Source organism: Marinobacterium lutimaris, assembly GCF_900108065.1.
GTDB classification, from domain to species: Bacteria; Pseudomonadota; Gammaproteobacteria; order Pseudomonadales; family Balneatricaceae; genus Marinobacterium_D; species Marinobacterium_D lutimaris.
The window spans coordinates 638121-653742 of sequence record NZ_FNVQ01000001.1 but is presented as its reverse complement, the minus strand read 5'-3'; the positions used below and the strand labels follow the sequence as shown (position 1 = coordinate 653742).

Below are 15622 nucleotides of genomic sequence, written 5' to 3'. Positions count from 1 at the left end.
AACTCAGTGAAGCAACGCATCGGGCGTTCAAGAACGCCCGGCAGCGGATCAGACGCTCAGCAGCAGGAACTCACGCTCCCAGGAACTGATCACCCGCTTGAAGTTTTCATGTTCGGCACGTTTTACCGCCGCATAACCGTCGATAAACGCATCACCGAGGTATTTGCGCGCCGCCGCGGACTCCTCCAGCTGCTCTACCGCGCTTTCGATGGTCACCGGCAGCTCGTAATCGTCTAGGTCATAGGCACGGCCGGTGCAGGGCTCGGAAGGCTCGATCTTCTCCACCATGCCGATATAACCGCACAGCAGGCTCGCCGCTATGGCGAGATAACTGTTGGCATCGGCGCCGGCCAGGCGGTTTTCCAGACGCTGGTTCTGGCTGTCGGATTCCGGAATACGCAAGCCGCAGGTGCGGTTGGCGTGGCCCCAGGCTACGTTCACCGGCGCCGAGGTATCCGGCAGGAAGCGACGGAAAGAGTTAACGTTGGGCGCCAGCAACAGCAGGAACTCCGGCAGATAACGCTGCATGCCGCCCACGTGATGGCGGAACAGGTCGCTCATGCTGCCATCTTCGTTACTGAAAATATTCAAGCCGGTCTGTGCGTCAACAATGCTCTGGTGAAGATGCATGGCGCTGCCCGGCTCGTTGGTGATCGGCTTGGCCATAAAGGTGGCCAGCACGCCGTGCTTCATCGCCGCCTCGCGCATGGTGCGCTTGAACACCTGCACATGGTCCGCCAGCGCCAGTGGGTCGCCGTGGAGGAAGTTGATCTCCATCTGCGCGGTGCCCTCTTCGTGGATCAGGGTATCGATCTCCAGACCCTGATACTCACACCAGTCGTACATATCCTCAAACAGTGGATCGAACTCGTTGGCGGCTTCAATGGAAAACGACTGACGGCCGGTTTCGGGGCGGCCGGAGCGACCGATAGGCGGCTGCAGCGGCACATCCGGATCGTCACTGCGTTTGGTCAGGTAAAACTCCATCTCCGGCGCGACGATAGGCTTCCAGCCTTTCTCCTGGTAGAGCGAGAGCACCTTTTTCAATACGTTACGCGGTGACAGCTCTATCGGTTTGCCATCGCGGTTGTAGGTATCGTGGATTACCTGTGCCGTAGGCTCTGCGGTCCAGGGCAGCAGGAACACCGCGTCGGGGTCCGGATGGCAGACCATATCGATATCGGCGGGATCGAGCAGCGAGTAGTAGATATCGTCATCGACCCAGTCGCCGGTTACCGTCTGCAGCAGCACGCTTTCGGGCAGATGCATACCGCGCTCGTACAAAAATTTGTCGGTCGGCGAGATCTTGCCCCGGACGATACCGGTCAGATCACTGACAACACACTCCACTTCGGTGACCCGGTTCTCCTTGAGCCAGGTTGCGAGCCGCTGCATGTATACCCCCATTAGATATAAACAATCTGCCTGTTTCGGCTGACGTTACAACCAAAGTCGAATTCAGGGAAGTGGTGAATAAATCTTTGTCTCTCAGCATTCACACAACAGCCCGAAAATTTACTAAAATTTGCCGCCAGCCCAGAGGCTACGGCGAGTTTGGCGCAGTGAACAAACGCTCCGCGCCAACCCTCCCGACACGGCGGAAAGCACCGCCGGGAGCCTTCATAAAAGAGGGTGTCAAGTCCATACCCCTCCCGACATATTGACTTTGCCCATGGCTTGGCATTCACTCGTGGGGTCGGAACCAACGGGTTCTGAGCTCTAAATGGTGGAACATGAACGATCAAACATCCGGGTGGTTGGAGCTACCCGATCCGGCTGAGGCCGATACCTTTCTTAAGCAACACCCCGATCTACAATTTGTCGATCTGCTGATAGCCGATATGAACGGCATCGTCCGTGGCAAGCGTATCGACCGATCCGCCCTGAAAAAGGTCTTCGAAAAAGGCGTGGCACTTCCCGCTTCCCTTTACGGACTGGATATTCTCGGCGAAACGGTAGAAAGCACCGGACTTGGACTCGAAATAGGCGAGGCCGACCATATCTGCTACCCGATTCCCGGCTCCCTGACCATGGAATCATGGCAGAAGCGCCCCATAGCGCAACTGCTGATGACCATGTACGAAGACGAGGAAACGCCCTTTTACGCTGATCCGCGCACGGTGCTCAAACGTGTGCTGCGTCGCTTCGACGAACTCGGCCTGACCCCGGTCACCGCGTTCGAGCTGGAGTTTTACCTGATCGATCAGGAAAACATCAACGGCAAGCCGCAGCCGCCGAAATCACCGATCTCCGGCAAACGCCCGGAGAGCGTGCAGGTGTACTCGATTGACGAGTTGGACGAGTACGCGGACTTCCTGTCCGACGTGATCGAATCCGCACGTCAGCAGGGTCTACCGGCCGACACCATTGTCGCAGAATCAGCACCGGGTCAGTTTGAGATCAACCTCAAGCATGTGGATTGCCCGATCCGATCCTGCGATAACGCCACGCTCCTGCGTCGCGTGATCAAGAGCGTGGCCTACGACCATGAGATGGATACCACCTTCATGGCCAAGCCCTACGCCGAGCAGGCCGGTAACGGCATGCATCTGCATATCAGCCTGGTAGACCAGAACGGCAAGAACGTGTTTGCCCTGGATGAAGAGACGGAAACCCCCAACGACATCATGCGCTGGGCGCTGGGTGGACTGCTCGAGATGATGGACGACTACATGGCGATCCTGAGTCCGAACATCAACTCCTACCGCCGTTTCAGCCAGGGATTCTACGTACCGACCTGGCCCTGCTGGGGTATAGAGAACCGTACTACGGCACTGCGTATTCCCGGCGGCGAGCCCGAAGCGACCCGCATCGAGCACCGTCTCGCCGGTACCGACGCCAACCCCTATCTGCTGATGGCGGCCATGCTGGCCTCTATGCACTACGGCATTACCCACAAGATCGAGCCTCCGGCACCGATCAGCGGTAACGCCTATGAGCAGCAGGAGGTTGTGCTGCCGAACAACCTGCGCGATGCACTGCGTGAGCTGGAAAGTTCAGGCGTGATGCGTGAATACCTGGGTGATGATTTCCTCAATATCTTCATCGCCTGTAAGGAACACGAGGTGGAACAGTTCGAGCAGACCATTTCGGATCTCGAATACGCCTGGTACCTGCACACGGTATAACGCCAAAGGGGCAGGCTGCGTCAGTGACGCCTGCCCCGCTTTACTCTCTACCGCGACAATCTCTACCGCCAAATTCCCTGCCGTCTTTCAACTGCGCAGCAACTCCAGCGTTTTAGCGTCGGCCTCGCCGGAAAAATAGCGCTCCAATACGCGCTGAAACACCGACTCATTTCCCGCTATCTGACGGAACAACGTCGCGCAGGAGCGCAGTTTCATATCGTCCGGCATGCCAAGAATATCCCGCGCACTGCGGCGTTCGGTCGCCAGCATTACCTCACAACACTCGATCAGGTGTGGCCCCAGCAGCGGATGCTCCAGGTAGGCGCGGGCCTCATCCAGCGATGCTATTTCGTAGCGCTGAGCCGTGGGACTTCGCCCCAGCCCTGCGAACTGCGGGAAGATATACCAGATCCAATGGGAGCGCTTTTGCCCATTCTTCAGCTCGTATAGAGCCGTGCGGTAATCCCTGGCCTGGGCTTCAACGAAACGATCCAGGTTATAACGATCCTTTTCCGGCACTCGTTGTTATCCTCAGATTTGTTCATACTGAAACCTTCATCTCTAATCATTATTATCAGCTTGAGCAGAATAGCTACTGAAGTTTGCCGTCGTTTAGTACAAGGAGTGCTGCATGCCGATATCGCCGAGGGAAGAAAGTGAGCTGATCAATCTGGTCAGGGAGGTAGCTCGCAAAGAGATCAGCCCCCGTTTCCGCCGCCTCTTGCCCGACGCCATTCGCTCCAAGGCCACCTTTGACGACCTGGTGACCGAGGCTGATATCGCCTGCGAAAACGCTATCACCGCCGCGGTGATGGAACTGATGCCCGATGCCGCGGTAGTGGGTGAAGAGGCAGTAGCCGCGGACGGACGTGTTATCGACCGCATCGCCGAGGCTCAGCGCGCGGTCATTATCGACCCGGTAGATGGCACCTGGAACTTCGCCAACGGCTTGGCCACTCACGGTGTACTGCTGGCGGTGACCGAAGACAGGGATACCGTCTTTGGTCTGCTCTATGACCCGGTGATGGATGACTGGATTCTCGCCCGCCGTGGCGGCGGCAGTTGGTACTGCACCCCGGATGGCGAACCGGTAAAGCTTCAGGTCAGCCGCGACAAGGCGCTGGAGGATATGACCGGCTTTGCATCTGCCTTTAACTTCCCGCCGCTGCGCCGTAGCGCCGCGAGCCAGGCACTGCTGGGATTCTCCCGCGCCTACAGTCTGCGCTGCGCCTGCCATGAATACCGCGTACTGGTGCAGGGCCAGGTGGACTTCATGATCAACGCCAGCGCCAAGCCCTGGGACCACGCCGCCGGCGCCCTGGCGCTGCAGGAAGCGGGCGGCGCGGTCGGTATGCTCGATGGCCGTGATTACTCGCCGCTGATCAAAGACGGATGCATTCTGGCGGCCAATTCCGAACGTGCGCTGGAAGCGATCCGCAGCCATTTGCGACAGCATCTGTAATCGTCGTACCCATTAAGTCCGACACTGCGTAGAATGGCGCGATGAGCATATTATTCGAAGAGATCGATTCTCAACCCTCCCCTATCGGCACGATTTCCCTGCGTCGTCGCCGTATTCCTGTTATGGGCGACCAGGACATCTATGAAGTAAAACTCGGCGACGAGTTTCTGATGTCCAGCTACTTCGTCGATGGCGAGGTAGCCCTCTCCGACCTTGGCCTTGCCGCACTGCAAGGCGACAACCTGTCCGTGGTCGTTGGCGGCCTGGGGCTTGGCTATACCGCCGAGGCGGTGCTCAAGCACGACAGCGTAGGCGAGCTGATGGTGGTGGAATACCTGCCACCGGTGATCGGCTGGCACCAGCAGCACAAGGTGCCACTGGGCAAGGTGCTCACAGACGATGCCCGCTGCCGCCTGGTACAGGGCGATTTCTTTGCCCTCAGCGCCAGCCAGGAAGGCTTCGACCCGGAATCGCCCGGTCGCAAGCTCGATGCGATCTTGCTTGATATCGACCACTCGCCCCGCGCCCTGCTCAACGATGCCAGCAAACCCTTTTATAGTGAGGCGGGTATCGCGCAGCTGGCCACCCACCTGAAACCCGGCGGCGTATTCGGTTTCTGGTCTACCGATGTGCCGGACCAACCCTTTACCGACCTGCTGCAGAGTGTGTTCAGCACAGTTCAGGTTCACGAAGTGGCGTTCCATAACCCGTTCCAGAACGAAGCGGCTACGAATACCGTTTACGTGGCGATACTTTAAAAACTTTTGCCCGAGCGTTTAAGCCTGGCTCACCAAGCCAGGCAGTTCCCGCCAGTTTCAGGCTACCCCACCGCGGCCTTCTCACCTCGGCGCACTTTTGTGACCGTTAGTGTTGTGAAGATGAAAATTCCCCCAGCTACGCAGGTTGTGCTGCGTGATACTCGAAATCTTTAATTCGCCATCAATCTCACACACCAGGAATTGATAACTTCCGCATGAGTGGAAGAAATCCTCTCCCGCTTCCACAGGCTCACTGGAACGGGCAAACCGCAGAATAAGATAGTTACAGCTCACACTGAAAACCGTTTCTTCCGCTTGCGGATTAATCTGCAGGTTGGAAAAACTATGCTGCTTGCTCAGGTTATCGACCGCGTTCTGCCGACGCCTGACAAACGCCTCCCCATCCATTGTTGAAGGCCGCTCACGACCGGAAGAGGAGTAATCGACACGGATCTGAGGCGCCAGACACCCGGTCATGGCGGACCAGTCCCGCTGATCAAACGCCAGGAAAAAGCGGCACAAGAGATCATTGATCTCAACGAATAGCTTTGAATCGACAATGCTCAAATTAACTTCCTTCAGCTAGGGGGCCTTTGAGGTTGATAGCCTTCACCGTTTGCGGCGACTCATGCTCTCTCAGTCAGGAACAGCTCATGAAACTTCCGAAACGCCGGAATTTCGTAACCGCTGCGCCATACCAGGTAAGTCGTTATGGAGCCGAGTCTCAGCATCGCCAGGTCAGCCGGAGCCTGACTCAGCTCCAGCACACTGCGCGGCAAGATGGAGACACAGGAACCCGCGGCGACGGCCGCAATCATGGCATGGTAGGAGCCCAGTTCCTGAATCGTCCACTGACCTCCAGCCGCGATACCAAGCCGCTCCTCGGCGATGCCCCTGTAGGTACACCCCGATCTGAATGCCGCCAGTGATCGGGTCGCTATCTCTTCCGGTGCGCTTGCGTCGCTATCCGCAGCTGGCAGCAGCAACAGCAGCTCCTCCTCCCAAATCGGAGCCCCCTGTAACCCGGTTTCAACCAAGCTCGACTCTGCTGCAGCCGATGCCGGCAGCGCCACAAATGCACAGTCCAGTCGCCCGTCGCGCACCTGCTCGAGGAGCTGCGCCGATGGGCCGGTACTCACCTCCAGCCGCGTTGCTGGGTTAGCGCGGTTGTAGGTTGCCAGCGGCGCGGGCAGGCGGCTTGCTGCGGTCGACTCCATGCTGCCGATGCGCAGGGTTCCACCGCTGCTGCCACCCACTGCATGCCGGGCTTCCTCCTCCAGCGCCAGCATGCGCTGCACGTATTCAAGAAACTGCTGACCCGCGGTAGACAGCGTGATGCGTTTCCCTGTTCTAATGATCAGTTCAACACCCAGTTCCGCCTCCAGGTGCTGGACGCGGGTGGTGATGTTTGAGGGCACTCGCCCCAGCCGGGAGGCGGCTCGGGTGATACTCAATTCCGCGGCCACCGCATCGAATATCTTCAGGGTTTCCAGATCCACTTTATTCCCCTTTTGATAATAATATTTTTACCATATTCTCATTTTGAGAATATTTGTACCCAATCCTTCTCAGATCCATCGATGGAGTAATCTGAAATGAGTCCTTCAAATCCGCTTACAGCCCGGCTGGGTATTCATCCCATCATTCAGGCACCCATGGCTGGCGTTGCAACACCGGAACTGGCTGCTGCAGTATCGAATGCGGGAGGCCTGGGATCATTGGGCATTGGCGCAAGCACCCTGCCACAGGCCCGAGAGATGATTGAACAGACTCGCGCTTTGACCTCTGGCCCCTTCAACGTCAACGTCTTCTGCCACCAACCGGCATTACGCGATCCGACACTGGAAGCCGCCTGGATCGAACATCTGAAACCTCTGTTCCTGGAATGCGCAGCGGAGCTGCCAACTTCACTCGACGAAATCTACAAAAGCTTCCTCGACGATGAGGAACTGTTTTCGATGCTTCTCGATACGCGGCCAGCCGTGGTCAGCTTTCATTTTGGATTACCGCCTTTGGAGTGGATAAACCGGCTGAAGGAAGCCGGTATCTATACGCTGGCAACCGCCACTAACCTTGAGGAAGGGAGGCAGATTCAGGACCGGGGTATTGATGCAATTGTCGCCCAGGGCATAGAGGCAGGCGGGCATCGTGGCATGTTCGACCCAGATGTCGTGGATGAACAGCTGAGCACCACCGCACTCGTCAGTCTGCTCGTACAAAACTTGGAGCTACCCATTATCGCAGCCGGTGGCATCGTTGACGGCCAAGGGATCAAGGCCGCCATGGATCTTGGCGCAGCGGCGGCCCAGCTCGGCACCGCTTTCATTTTGTGTCCCGAGTCGGCGGCGAACCAGGGCTACCGAGCCGCTCTGAAGAGCGAGCGTGCCGCGGTAACCACACTGACCTCAACCCTTTCTGGACGACCGGCCCGTGGTATCCGCAACCGGTTTATCGAGTATGCCGAGAGCGCTGCAGGTATCGAACCACCCGCCTACCCCATCGCTTATGATGCGGCTAAACAGCTCAATGCGGCGGCAAGCAAGCTTGGGAGCTCCGAGTTCGCAGCGCACTGGGCAGGCCAGAGTGCGCCGATGGTACGCGAATTATCCGCTGCACAGCTGATTGCGACATTGCTGCGGGAGCTATCGCTTTAACCTCTCTGATCTGCTTTTCCTGGAGCTACTTTCCTGAGGGGCGCCGGCAAAGCGCCCCTTCAGCAATGAAGAGAAACAGTGCCTTAAGGCGGCGCTCGCGGAGCGCCCAGGCCGCAAAAATCAAAAGCTTGTGTTAGTCTCAATCAGGTCTCGATGCAGTCCTGCCCACTCTGGGGCTCCAAATCCACGGTTTCATAAGAAAGTGACAGGGAGATTGGAATATGACGCGCTACCTGATCCCACTGCTGGGGTTGTTCCTTTGTGTATCGGCCCAGGCCGAGAGCATAGTTGTTTCGTCCAAGATCGATACCGAAGGTAGCCTGTTGGGCAACCTGATCTACCAGCGCCTGGACAATGCGGGGCTGGATGTTGAAAACCGCGTTCAGCTTGGCGGCACCCCCATCGTGCGCAAGGCGATCACCTCTGGCGAAATCGATATCTACCCGGAATACACCGGCAACGCGGCATTCTTCTTCAACCAGGCGGAAGATCCGGCCTGGAAGTCGTTTGAAGAGGGCTATGAAAAGGCCAAGCAGCTGGATTACGAGGCCAACAAGATCGTCTGGCTAACACCGGCGAACGCCAACAACACCTGGGCGATCGCGGTCCGTCAGGAGATTGCCGACCAGGGTGAACTGACCAGCATGAGCGACTTCGGCCGCTACGTCAGTGACGGCGGCGAGATTAAACTGGCGGCCTCTTCCGAGTTTGTCTCCAGCCCGGCGGTACTGCCTGCCTTCCAGGAAACCTACGGCTTTACCCTGAACGACTCCCAGTTGCTGGTGCTCTCCGGCGGTAACACCGCTGCCACCATCAAAGCAGCCGCGCTGCAAACCGATGGTACCAATGCAGCGATGGTGTACGGCACCGATGGCGCTATCTCCGCCGTTGGCCTGGTGGTGATGACCGACGACAAGGGTGTGCAGCCGGTTTATGCCCCCGCCCCGATCATCCGGCAAGAGGTGCTTAACAGCCATCCAGAAATAGAAGACCTACTGGCCCCGGTATTCGAATCCTTCGATCTGGAAACCCTGCAGTCGCTTAATGCACGCATCGCCATCGGCGGCGAAAACGCCAGCGATGTGGCCGCCAGTTATCTTGAGGAACTTGGACTGAGCAACTAGTGCTTTCTGTACTTCGCCGGGTCGACAGACTCGGCCTGACTCTTTCACTGGCCAGCGCCCTGGCGCTGGTGCTGCTGCCGCTGGTTAACCTGCAGCCCAACCGGATTCTGCCCGGCCAGGGTGTAGCGCTGAGCCAGCTCTGGCAGCAGAACAGCTTCCTGATATTCCTGCCCCTGTTCCTTCTCGCCCTACTCAGCGCCACTTTCTCCCGCTGGCTTTGGCCAAGGCTGATGATTAGCGCTGCAGCGCTGCTGTTGCTGATCATCGCGTTGGGTAACTCCACAACACTGCTGCTGGAAGACCAGCCCCCCTTTGCCCGGGTCTCGCTGGGCAGCGGCTTCTGGACGCTGCTTCTGCTGCTGGGGCTGCTGATGACCGATGCGCTGATCAAGCTGAAGATGGCGCCGTTACCACGCCTTGCCCTGGTTGCTATCTATCTGGGCGCGATCTTTGCCCTGCTCGCCAGCGGGCTCTGGGATCAGATCTCACTGATGCTGGAGTACCACAACCAGGAGCGGTTCTGGCAACAGGGAGGACGCCACCTGGTATTGGTGGCGGGCAGCATCCTGCCGGCACTGTTGATCGGCGTGCCGCTCGGTATTCGCTGCCATCGTTCACCCCGCGTAAGGGCCGCCATACTGCCGGTACTCAGCCTGTTGCAGACGATTCCGAGCCTGGCGATGTTTGGCCTGCTAATGATTCCGCTGAGCCTGCTGGCTACATCCTTCCCGCTACTGTCGGAGTTCGGTATCCGTGGCATAGGCGCCGCGCCTGCGCTGCTGGCACTGTTTCTCTATTCGCTGCTGCCGATTGTCAGCAATACCGCCGCCGGTTTCGATGGCTTGGACCCGGCCGTATTGCAGGCCGCCAAAGGGATGGGTATGAGCCGGCGCCAGCGGCTCTGGCAGGTGGAGCTGCCACTGGCGCTGCCGGTGATGCTGTCGGGCCTGCGTATCGTACTGACGATGAATATCGGCCTGGTTGCCGTGGCCGGGCTGATCGGCGGCGGCGGTTACGGCACCTACATTTTCCAGGGACTGGGGCAGACCGCAACGGATCTGGTGCTGCTGGGCACCCTGCCTACCATCCTGCTGGCGTTTATCGCGGCCATGGCGATCGACACCCTGATTGCGCTGACGCAAAGAGAGACCCGATGATCGAGCTTAACAACCTCACACGCAGCTTCGGCGACCATAAAGCGGTGGACAATCTCAATCTCAAAGTTGAGACCGGCGAGATCTGCGCGCTGATCGGTACCTCCGGCTGCGGCAAGTCCACCACGCTGAAGATGATCAACCGGCTGATCGAGCCGAGCAGCGGTACCGTACTGATCGATGGCGAGGATATCCGCAACCAGCCGCCGGAACAGCTGCGCCGCAAGATCGGCTATGCGATCCAGGGCGTGGGCCTCTTCCCCCACCGCAGCGTCTACGAAAACATCGCCACCGTGCCGCGGCTACTGGGCTGGAGCAGCGAACAGATCGACGCCCGCGTGCATGAGCTTCTCGACCTGCTGAAGATGGATTTCGACAGCTTCGCCCACCGCAAGCCCAGCCGACTCTCCGGCGGCGAACAGCAGCGGATCGGCGTGGCCCGCGCTCTGGCCGCCAAGCCGGATCTGATGTTGATGGATGAGCCCTTTGGCGCTCTCGATCCGCTCACCCGCGAACGTCTGCAGCTGGAGCTGAAACAGATCCAGAAGCTGCTGGGGATCACGATTATCCTGGTCACCCACGATATCGAGGAAGCAATCCGACTGGCCGACCGCATCGCGGTGATGGACGGAGGCAAACTGCTGCAGCAGGCCACACCGGAGGAGCTGCTGCGCAATCCGCGGGAAGGTTTTGTCAGCAACCTGGTGGGTGGCGAAGAGCGGGCGCTGCGCCTGCTTTCGCTGCGCAGCATTAGCGATCTGATGGAACCCGCGGAGTGTTTTGAACTGAATGCGGCAACCCCCAGCATTGAAGCAAGCGCAACACTGCGCGATGCCCTGGCCCGACAGATCTGGCAGCAGAGCCCGGTACTGCGCGTCACCGGTGAAAATGGCGATACCTGCGGCGCGATCAGCATGGAACGCCTGCTCAGCCTGGGGCAGAGACCGGAATGAAGTTTCAACAGCAGTTACGTAACTGGGGCGGCAGCCTGGTGATTCTCTGCCTGCTGCTCTACCTGACGCTGGGCGCCGACAGCCTGGAGCCGCTGCTGCGTCCGTTGGCCCCGGAAAACGCCCCGGCGATCTACGCCCGCAACAGCTTTATCGATCTGGTGGGCTGGCACCTGCTGCTGGTGCTGATCGCCATCTCCACCGCCGCAGTGATCGCCATTCTGGCCGCCCTCTTTGTCAGCCGACCCGCCGGCGCGGATTTTCTGCCGCTGGCACGCTCACTGGCGAACCTGGGCCAGACCCTGCCACCGGTCGCCGTGCTTGCCCTGGCGGTGCCCGCGGTGGGTTTTGGCTCCTGGCCTACGCTGATCGCCCTGTTCCTTTATGGCCTGTTACCGATCTTCGAGAATACGCTCGCCGGTTTAGGCTCGGTTCCGACCACCGTCAAGGATGCGGCTCGCGGGCTGGGTATGTCGCCGCTGCAGCGTTTCTGGCAGGTAGAGCTGCCGCTGGCACTGCCACTGATCATCACCGGTATCCGCCTGTCGGTGATCATCAGTATCGGCACCGCCACCATCGGTTCAACGGTGGCGGCCAAGGGGCTGGGTGAAGTGATCATCGCCGGCATCCTCACCGACAACCTTGCGTTCGTGCTGCACGGCGGCCTGATCGTGGCACTGATGGCGATGCTGCTGGATGGGTTGTTTGTGAAGCTGGAACGGCGCTTTGCAACAGCCTGAAACAAGCCCTTACAGCAACTCATCAGCCCCCGCTGCAGCGCCCCAGCAGCACCTCAGAGCTCTCTTGAATAGGCCCGGCACTCCGCGATGCAGGAGAGTATACGCGGGTCACGCTCACGGTTAGCCAGGCAAACCATGGAGATGCTCTGGCGGATATCCTCCATCCCCTTCAGTGGCAGCAGGCGGATCTTGTTCTCGAACACCGCTTCAACACGACGTGGCAGCAGCGCATAGCCGACACCAGCACTGACCATGCTGATCAACGAGAAAATATCGCTCACCTCCATCACCACGTTGGGCTCAAACCCCGCCCGCTCAAACGCGCGATAACTGTCCCGAGAAGTGGCGAAGCCTTTCTTCAAGGTAACGAAGGTCTGCTCGCGAAACTCCGACAGATCCAGCGGCTCGGCGTCGCTCAGGTCGGAATCGGCAGGCACCGCCAGCAGCACCTCATCATTGAACAGCGGCAGACAGGTAAAGTCGTCGTCTCGAAAACCAGACTCCAGAGCGACCAGCGCCGCATCCAGCTCAACGGATTTGAGTTTGCGAAACAGCACCTCGTTGGAGTCCAGGGTCAGTTCGATATTGAGATCGCCCTTGCGTAGTTTCATCCCGGCGATCAGTCGCGGCACAGTGTTCAACGTCAGCGAATAGAGCGCGCCGAGCTTGAACTTATTGGAGTAGATGCCCGCCGTTTCGCGGGTCACTTTGACCGCATCATCCAGCGACGCAACGATGCTCTGTACCCTTTCCTCAAGCACCAGCGCACTCGGTAATGGCACCAGCAGTCGCCCCTCCTGACGGAACAGGGAGCACTTGAGGCTCTCCTCCAGCGAGTGAATGGCACGGTGCACACTGACGGTGCTCATGCCCAGATTTTCCGCCGTATCGGCCAGGGTTCCGGCCTTCATAAAGGCCAGAAATATCTCAAGTTTCTTCAGCGTAAAGGTGTCATCAAGCACGTTCTTATCCTTCTTATTGGCTGGGCTTGTAGGCCCATCACAATCATTACCCTCAGAGTAATGGTCCGTCAATGGACTTAATTGATGGTCGCTTGAGGGGCTTTTATGGTGGGTAACAACAATAACAACACAAGCTGAGGATATCCCATGAACGCTCCCGCGGAACCCTCGATCAACTGGCAGAGCCGCCGCCAGGACAAGCAGCGCCGCATGGCCAGCCTCGAAGGCATAGCCGACGGTCCCATCATCCCCACCGATTCCATTCAAGCCGCACTTGAGCGGCTGCTGAGATCAGGCGACAAGGTGGTTCTCGAAGGCAACAACCAGAAACAGGCGGATTTTCTCTCCCGCTCTCTGGGCGCCCTGAACCCGGATGTGATCAACAACCTGCACATGGTGATGCCCAGCGTCGGCCGTCCCGAGCACCTGGACCTGTTCGAAAACGGCGTCGCCCGCAAACTGGACTTCTCTTTCTCCGGCCCGCAGAGCCTGCGTATCGGTCAGCTGATGGAAGATGGTCTGCTCGAGGTCGGCGCGATTCACACTTATATCGAGCTCTACGCCCGCCTGTTCGTTGACCTTAATCCCCGTGTTGCCCTGCTGGCAGGTTTCAAGGCGGACCGAGAAGGCAACATCTACACCGGCCCCAGCACAGAAGACACCCCGGCGCTGGCGGAGGCCGCCGCGTTCCGTGACGGTATCGTGGTGTTCCAGGTCAATGAGATTGTCGATGACGTCTCCGACCTGCCCCGCGTCGATATCCCCGCTTCCTGGGTGGATTACATCGTCGAGGCTGACCAGCCGTTCTTTATCGAGCCACTGTTTACCCGCGATCCGCGCCTGATCACCGACGTGCATGTGCTGATGGGGATGATGGCGATCCGCGGCATCTATGAACGTCACCAGGTGCAGTCGCTTAACCACGGTATCGGCTTTAATACCGCTGCCATCGAGCTGCTGCTGCCCACCTACGGCGAATCGCTTGGCCTTAAAGGCAAGATCTGCCGCCACTGGGCGCTGAACCCGCATCCCACACTGATCCCCGCCATCGAGAGCGGCTGGGTTGAGAGCGTGCACTGCTTCGGCACCGAGCTGGGGATGGAGAACTACGTGGCGGCGCGCCCGGATGTGTTCTTTACCGGTAAGGACGGCTCACTGCGCTCCAACCGCGCCTTCTGCCAGCTGGCCGGCCAGTACGCGGTCGATATGTTTATCGGCTCCACCCTGCAGGTGGATGGCGATGGCAACTCCTCCACCGTTACCCGCGGCCGCCTGGCCGGTTTTGGTGGCGCACCGAATATGGGCCATGACTGCGGTGGCCGTCGCCACTCATCACCGGCCTGGCTCGATATGAAGCCGGACGACCACCTGCTCAGCAAGGGCCGCAAGCTGGTGGTGCAGATGGTGGAAACCTTCCAGGACAGCGCCAAACCGACCCTGGTTGAAGAACTTGACGCCCTGGCCATGGCCCGCGATTACCAGATGCCGCTGGCTCCGGTGATGATCTACGCCAGCGATGTTACCCACGTGCTCACCGAAGAAGGGATCGCCTATCTCTACAAGGCCCAATCACTGGAGCAGCGTCGCGCCATGATCGCCGCCGTCGCCGGTGTCACGCCGATCGGCCTGAAACGCGATCCGGCCGTAACTGCGCAACTGCGTGCTGAAGGGCTGGTGGCCTACCCGGAAGATCTGGGTATCCGCCGCAGCGATGCCAGCCGCGACCTGCTGGCCGCCCGCAGCATCGGTGAACTGGAACGCTGGTCCGGCGGACTCTACGAGCCGCCCGCCAAATTCAGGAGCTGGTAAGCCATGATGCTGACAGAGAAGCGCTATAGCGACGCTCTCGAATCTCAGGCTGCCTATCTCGGCGAGATGGCGACCTGGGCACTGGAGCAGGAAGCACGACTAAGCCCCAAACCCGCACTGGTGGATAGCCGTGGCGACGGTGCCCACAGCGATATGAACCTGGCGCTGATGCTCAGCTCCGCCCGCTGCCTGGAGCCCTGGTTCACCCGGATGGCGAAAGCCGCACTGACGCTGGAGTGCGATTTCGAACTGCGCCAGAGCATCGGCCAGCTCGGTCGCGAAGCGGAAGCGGAGATGCTCAGCGTGACCGGCGGTATCAACACCCACCGCGGCGCTATCTGGGCCCTGGGACTGCTGGTTACCGCCGCAGCCACGGCCAGCGACTGCGAAGCCGATCTGTTTGATCGCACCGCTCAGCTGGCACGGCTGGATGATCCTGCGGCCCCCAGGGCCAAAGCACCCAGTAACGGCGAGAGGGTGGCTCGTGAGTTTCGCCTTCCAGGCGCCCGCGAACAGGCGCAGCAGGGCTTCCCGCACCTGCGCCAGCTGAGCCTGCCGACCCTGCGCCAGAGCCGCAGCAACGGCGACGTCGAATCGGTGGCGCGGCTTAATGCCCTGCTGTCGATCATGACCGCGCTCACCGACACCTGCGTGCTGTCACGGGCGGGTCTGGCCGGGCTGGACGCGATGCAACAGGGAGCCGCCGCGGTGCTGGAAGCAGGTGGTTGCGGCAGCTTTGCCGGCCGTCGCGCCCTGGCACAGCTGGAAGCGCGTTTGCTGCACCTCAACGCCTCCGCAGGCGGGGCCGCCGATCTGCTGGCCGCCACGCTGCTGGTAGACCGTCTCTTTGCCGACGCCATCCAATAAGAAGGAGAACAACG

Annotated in this window: 15 protein-coding genes; 10 read left to right on the top strand and 5 right to left on the bottom strand. The window is 59.5% G+C overall.

Annotation, left to right across the window (positions count from 1 at the left end):
* Nucleotides 1-48 precede the first annotated feature (48 nt).
* Nucleotides 49-1395, bottom strand: a complete 1347-nt coding sequence (locus C4S72_RS03055) for a glutamine synthetase family protein (RefSeq protein WP_200826653.1) — start codon at nt 1393-1395, stop codon at nt 49-51.
* A gap of 338 nt (nt 1396-1733) precedes the next feature.
* Between C4S72_RS03055 and C4S72_RS03050 the strand changes: the two genes are divergently transcribed.
* Nucleotides 1734-3128, top strand: a complete 1395-nt coding sequence (locus tag C4S72_RS03050) for a glutamine synthetase family protein (RefSeq protein ID WP_104001585.1) — start codon at nt 1734-1736, stop codon at nt 3126-3128.
* A gap of 87 nt (nt 3129-3215) precedes the next feature.
* Here the strand turns inward: C4S72_RS03050 and C4S72_RS03045 are convergent, their stop codons facing one another.
* On the bottom strand, nt 3216-3647 hold the full coding sequence (locus C4S72_RS03045; protein WP_104001584.1) for a DUF1810 domain-containing protein: 432 nt from the start codon (nt 3645-3647) through the stop codon (nt 3216-3218).
* Nucleotides 3648-3759: 112 nt separating this feature from the next.
* Here C4S72_RS03045 and C4S72_RS03040 point away from each other — a divergent pair, with 112 nt between their 5' ends.
* On the top strand, nt 3760-4590 hold the full coding sequence (locus C4S72_RS03040; protein ID WP_104001583.1) for an inositol monophosphatase family protein: 831 nt from the start codon (nt 3760-3762) through the stop codon (nt 4588-4590).
* A 41-nt stretch (nt 4591-4631) separates the two neighbouring features.
* Nucleotides 4632-5348: a spermine/spermidine synthase domain-containing protein gene (locus C4S72_RS03035; RefSeq protein ID WP_104001582.1), complete on the top strand. Its 717-nt coding sequence runs from the start codon at nt 4632-4634 to the stop codon at nt 5346-5348.
* 81 nt (nt 5349-5429) lie between these two features.
* Here the strand turns inward: C4S72_RS03035 and C4S72_RS03030 are convergent, their stop codons facing one another.
* Nucleotides 5430-5915 (bottom strand): nuclear transport factor 2 family protein, encoded by a 486-nt coding sequence (locus C4S72_RS03030; RefSeq protein WP_104001581.1) that lies wholly within the window; start codon nt 5913-5915, stop codon nt 5430-5432.
* 59 nt (nt 5916-5974) lie between these two features.
* A complete protein-coding gene (locus tag C4S72_RS03025; protein ID WP_104001580.1) occupies nt 5975-6847 on the bottom strand; it encodes a LysR substrate-binding domain-containing protein in 873 nt (290 codons plus the stop codon).
* A gap of 96 nt (nt 6848-6943) precedes the next feature.
* On the opposite strand from C4S72_RS03025, the gene C4S72_RS03020 reads away from it, so the two are divergent.
* From C4S72_RS03020 to C4S72_RS03000, 5 genes are all read left to right on the top strand, one after another.
* Nucleotides 6944-8002 (top strand): NAD(P)H-dependent flavin oxidoreductase, encoded by a 1059-nt coding sequence (locus C4S72_RS03020; protein ID WP_104001579.1) that lies wholly within the window; start codon nt 6944-6946, stop codon nt 8000-8002.
* Nucleotides 8003-8223: 221 nt separating this feature from the next.
* On the top strand, nt 8224-9126 hold the full coding sequence (gene osmF, locus C4S72_RS03015) for a glycine betaine ABC transporter substrate-binding protein OsmF (RefSeq protein WP_104001578.1): 903 nt from the start codon (nt 8224-8226) through the stop codon (nt 9124-9126).
* Complete coding sequence (locus tag C4S72_RS03010; protein ID WP_104001577.1) at nt 9126-10283, top strand: ABC transporter permease; 1158 nt, start codon at nt 9126-9128, stop codon at nt 10281-10283. Before osmF ends, C4S72_RS03010 begins: the two co-directional genes overlap by 1 nt.
* Nucleotides 10280-11233 carry an ABC transporter ATP-binding protein gene (locus C4S72_RS03005; protein WP_104001576.1) on the top strand — a complete coding sequence of 318 codons (954 nt, stop codon included), beginning with the start codon at nt 10280-10282 and terminating at the stop codon, nt 11231-11233. Before C4S72_RS03010 ends, C4S72_RS03005 begins: the two co-directional genes overlap by 4 nt.
* Nucleotides 11230-11970, top strand: a complete 741-nt coding sequence (locus C4S72_RS03000; RefSeq protein ID WP_104001575.1) for an ABC transporter permease — start codon at nt 11230-11232, stop codon at nt 11968-11970. Before C4S72_RS03005 ends, C4S72_RS03000 begins: the two co-directional genes overlap by 4 nt.
* 53 nt (nt 11971-12023) lie before the next feature.
* Here the strand turns inward: C4S72_RS03000 and C4S72_RS02995 are convergent, their stop codons facing one another.
* Nucleotides 12024-12932 carry a LysR family transcriptional regulator gene (locus C4S72_RS02995; RefSeq protein ID WP_235009028.1) on the bottom strand — a complete coding sequence of 303 codons (909 nt, stop codon included), beginning with the start codon at nt 12930-12932 and terminating at the stop codon, nt 12024-12026.
* A gap of 147 nt (nt 12933-13079) precedes the next feature.
* Here C4S72_RS02995 and mdcA point away from each other — a divergent pair, with 147 nt between their 5' ends.
* Together mdcA and C4S72_RS02985 are read left to right on the top strand one after the other, a co-directional pair.
* Nucleotides 13080-14741 (top strand): malonate decarboxylase subunit alpha, encoded by a 1662-nt coding sequence (gene mdcA, locus C4S72_RS02990; RefSeq protein ID WP_104001574.1) that lies wholly within the window; start codon nt 13080-13082, stop codon nt 14739-14741.
* Between the two features lie 3 nt (nt 14742-14744).
* Nucleotides 14745-15608: a triphosphoribosyl-dephospho-CoA synthase gene (locus tag C4S72_RS02985; protein WP_200826652.1), complete on the top strand. Its 864-nt coding sequence runs from the start codon at nt 14745-14747 to the stop codon at nt 15606-15608.
* The last annotated feature ends 14 nt before the right edge of the window (nt 15609-15622 follow it).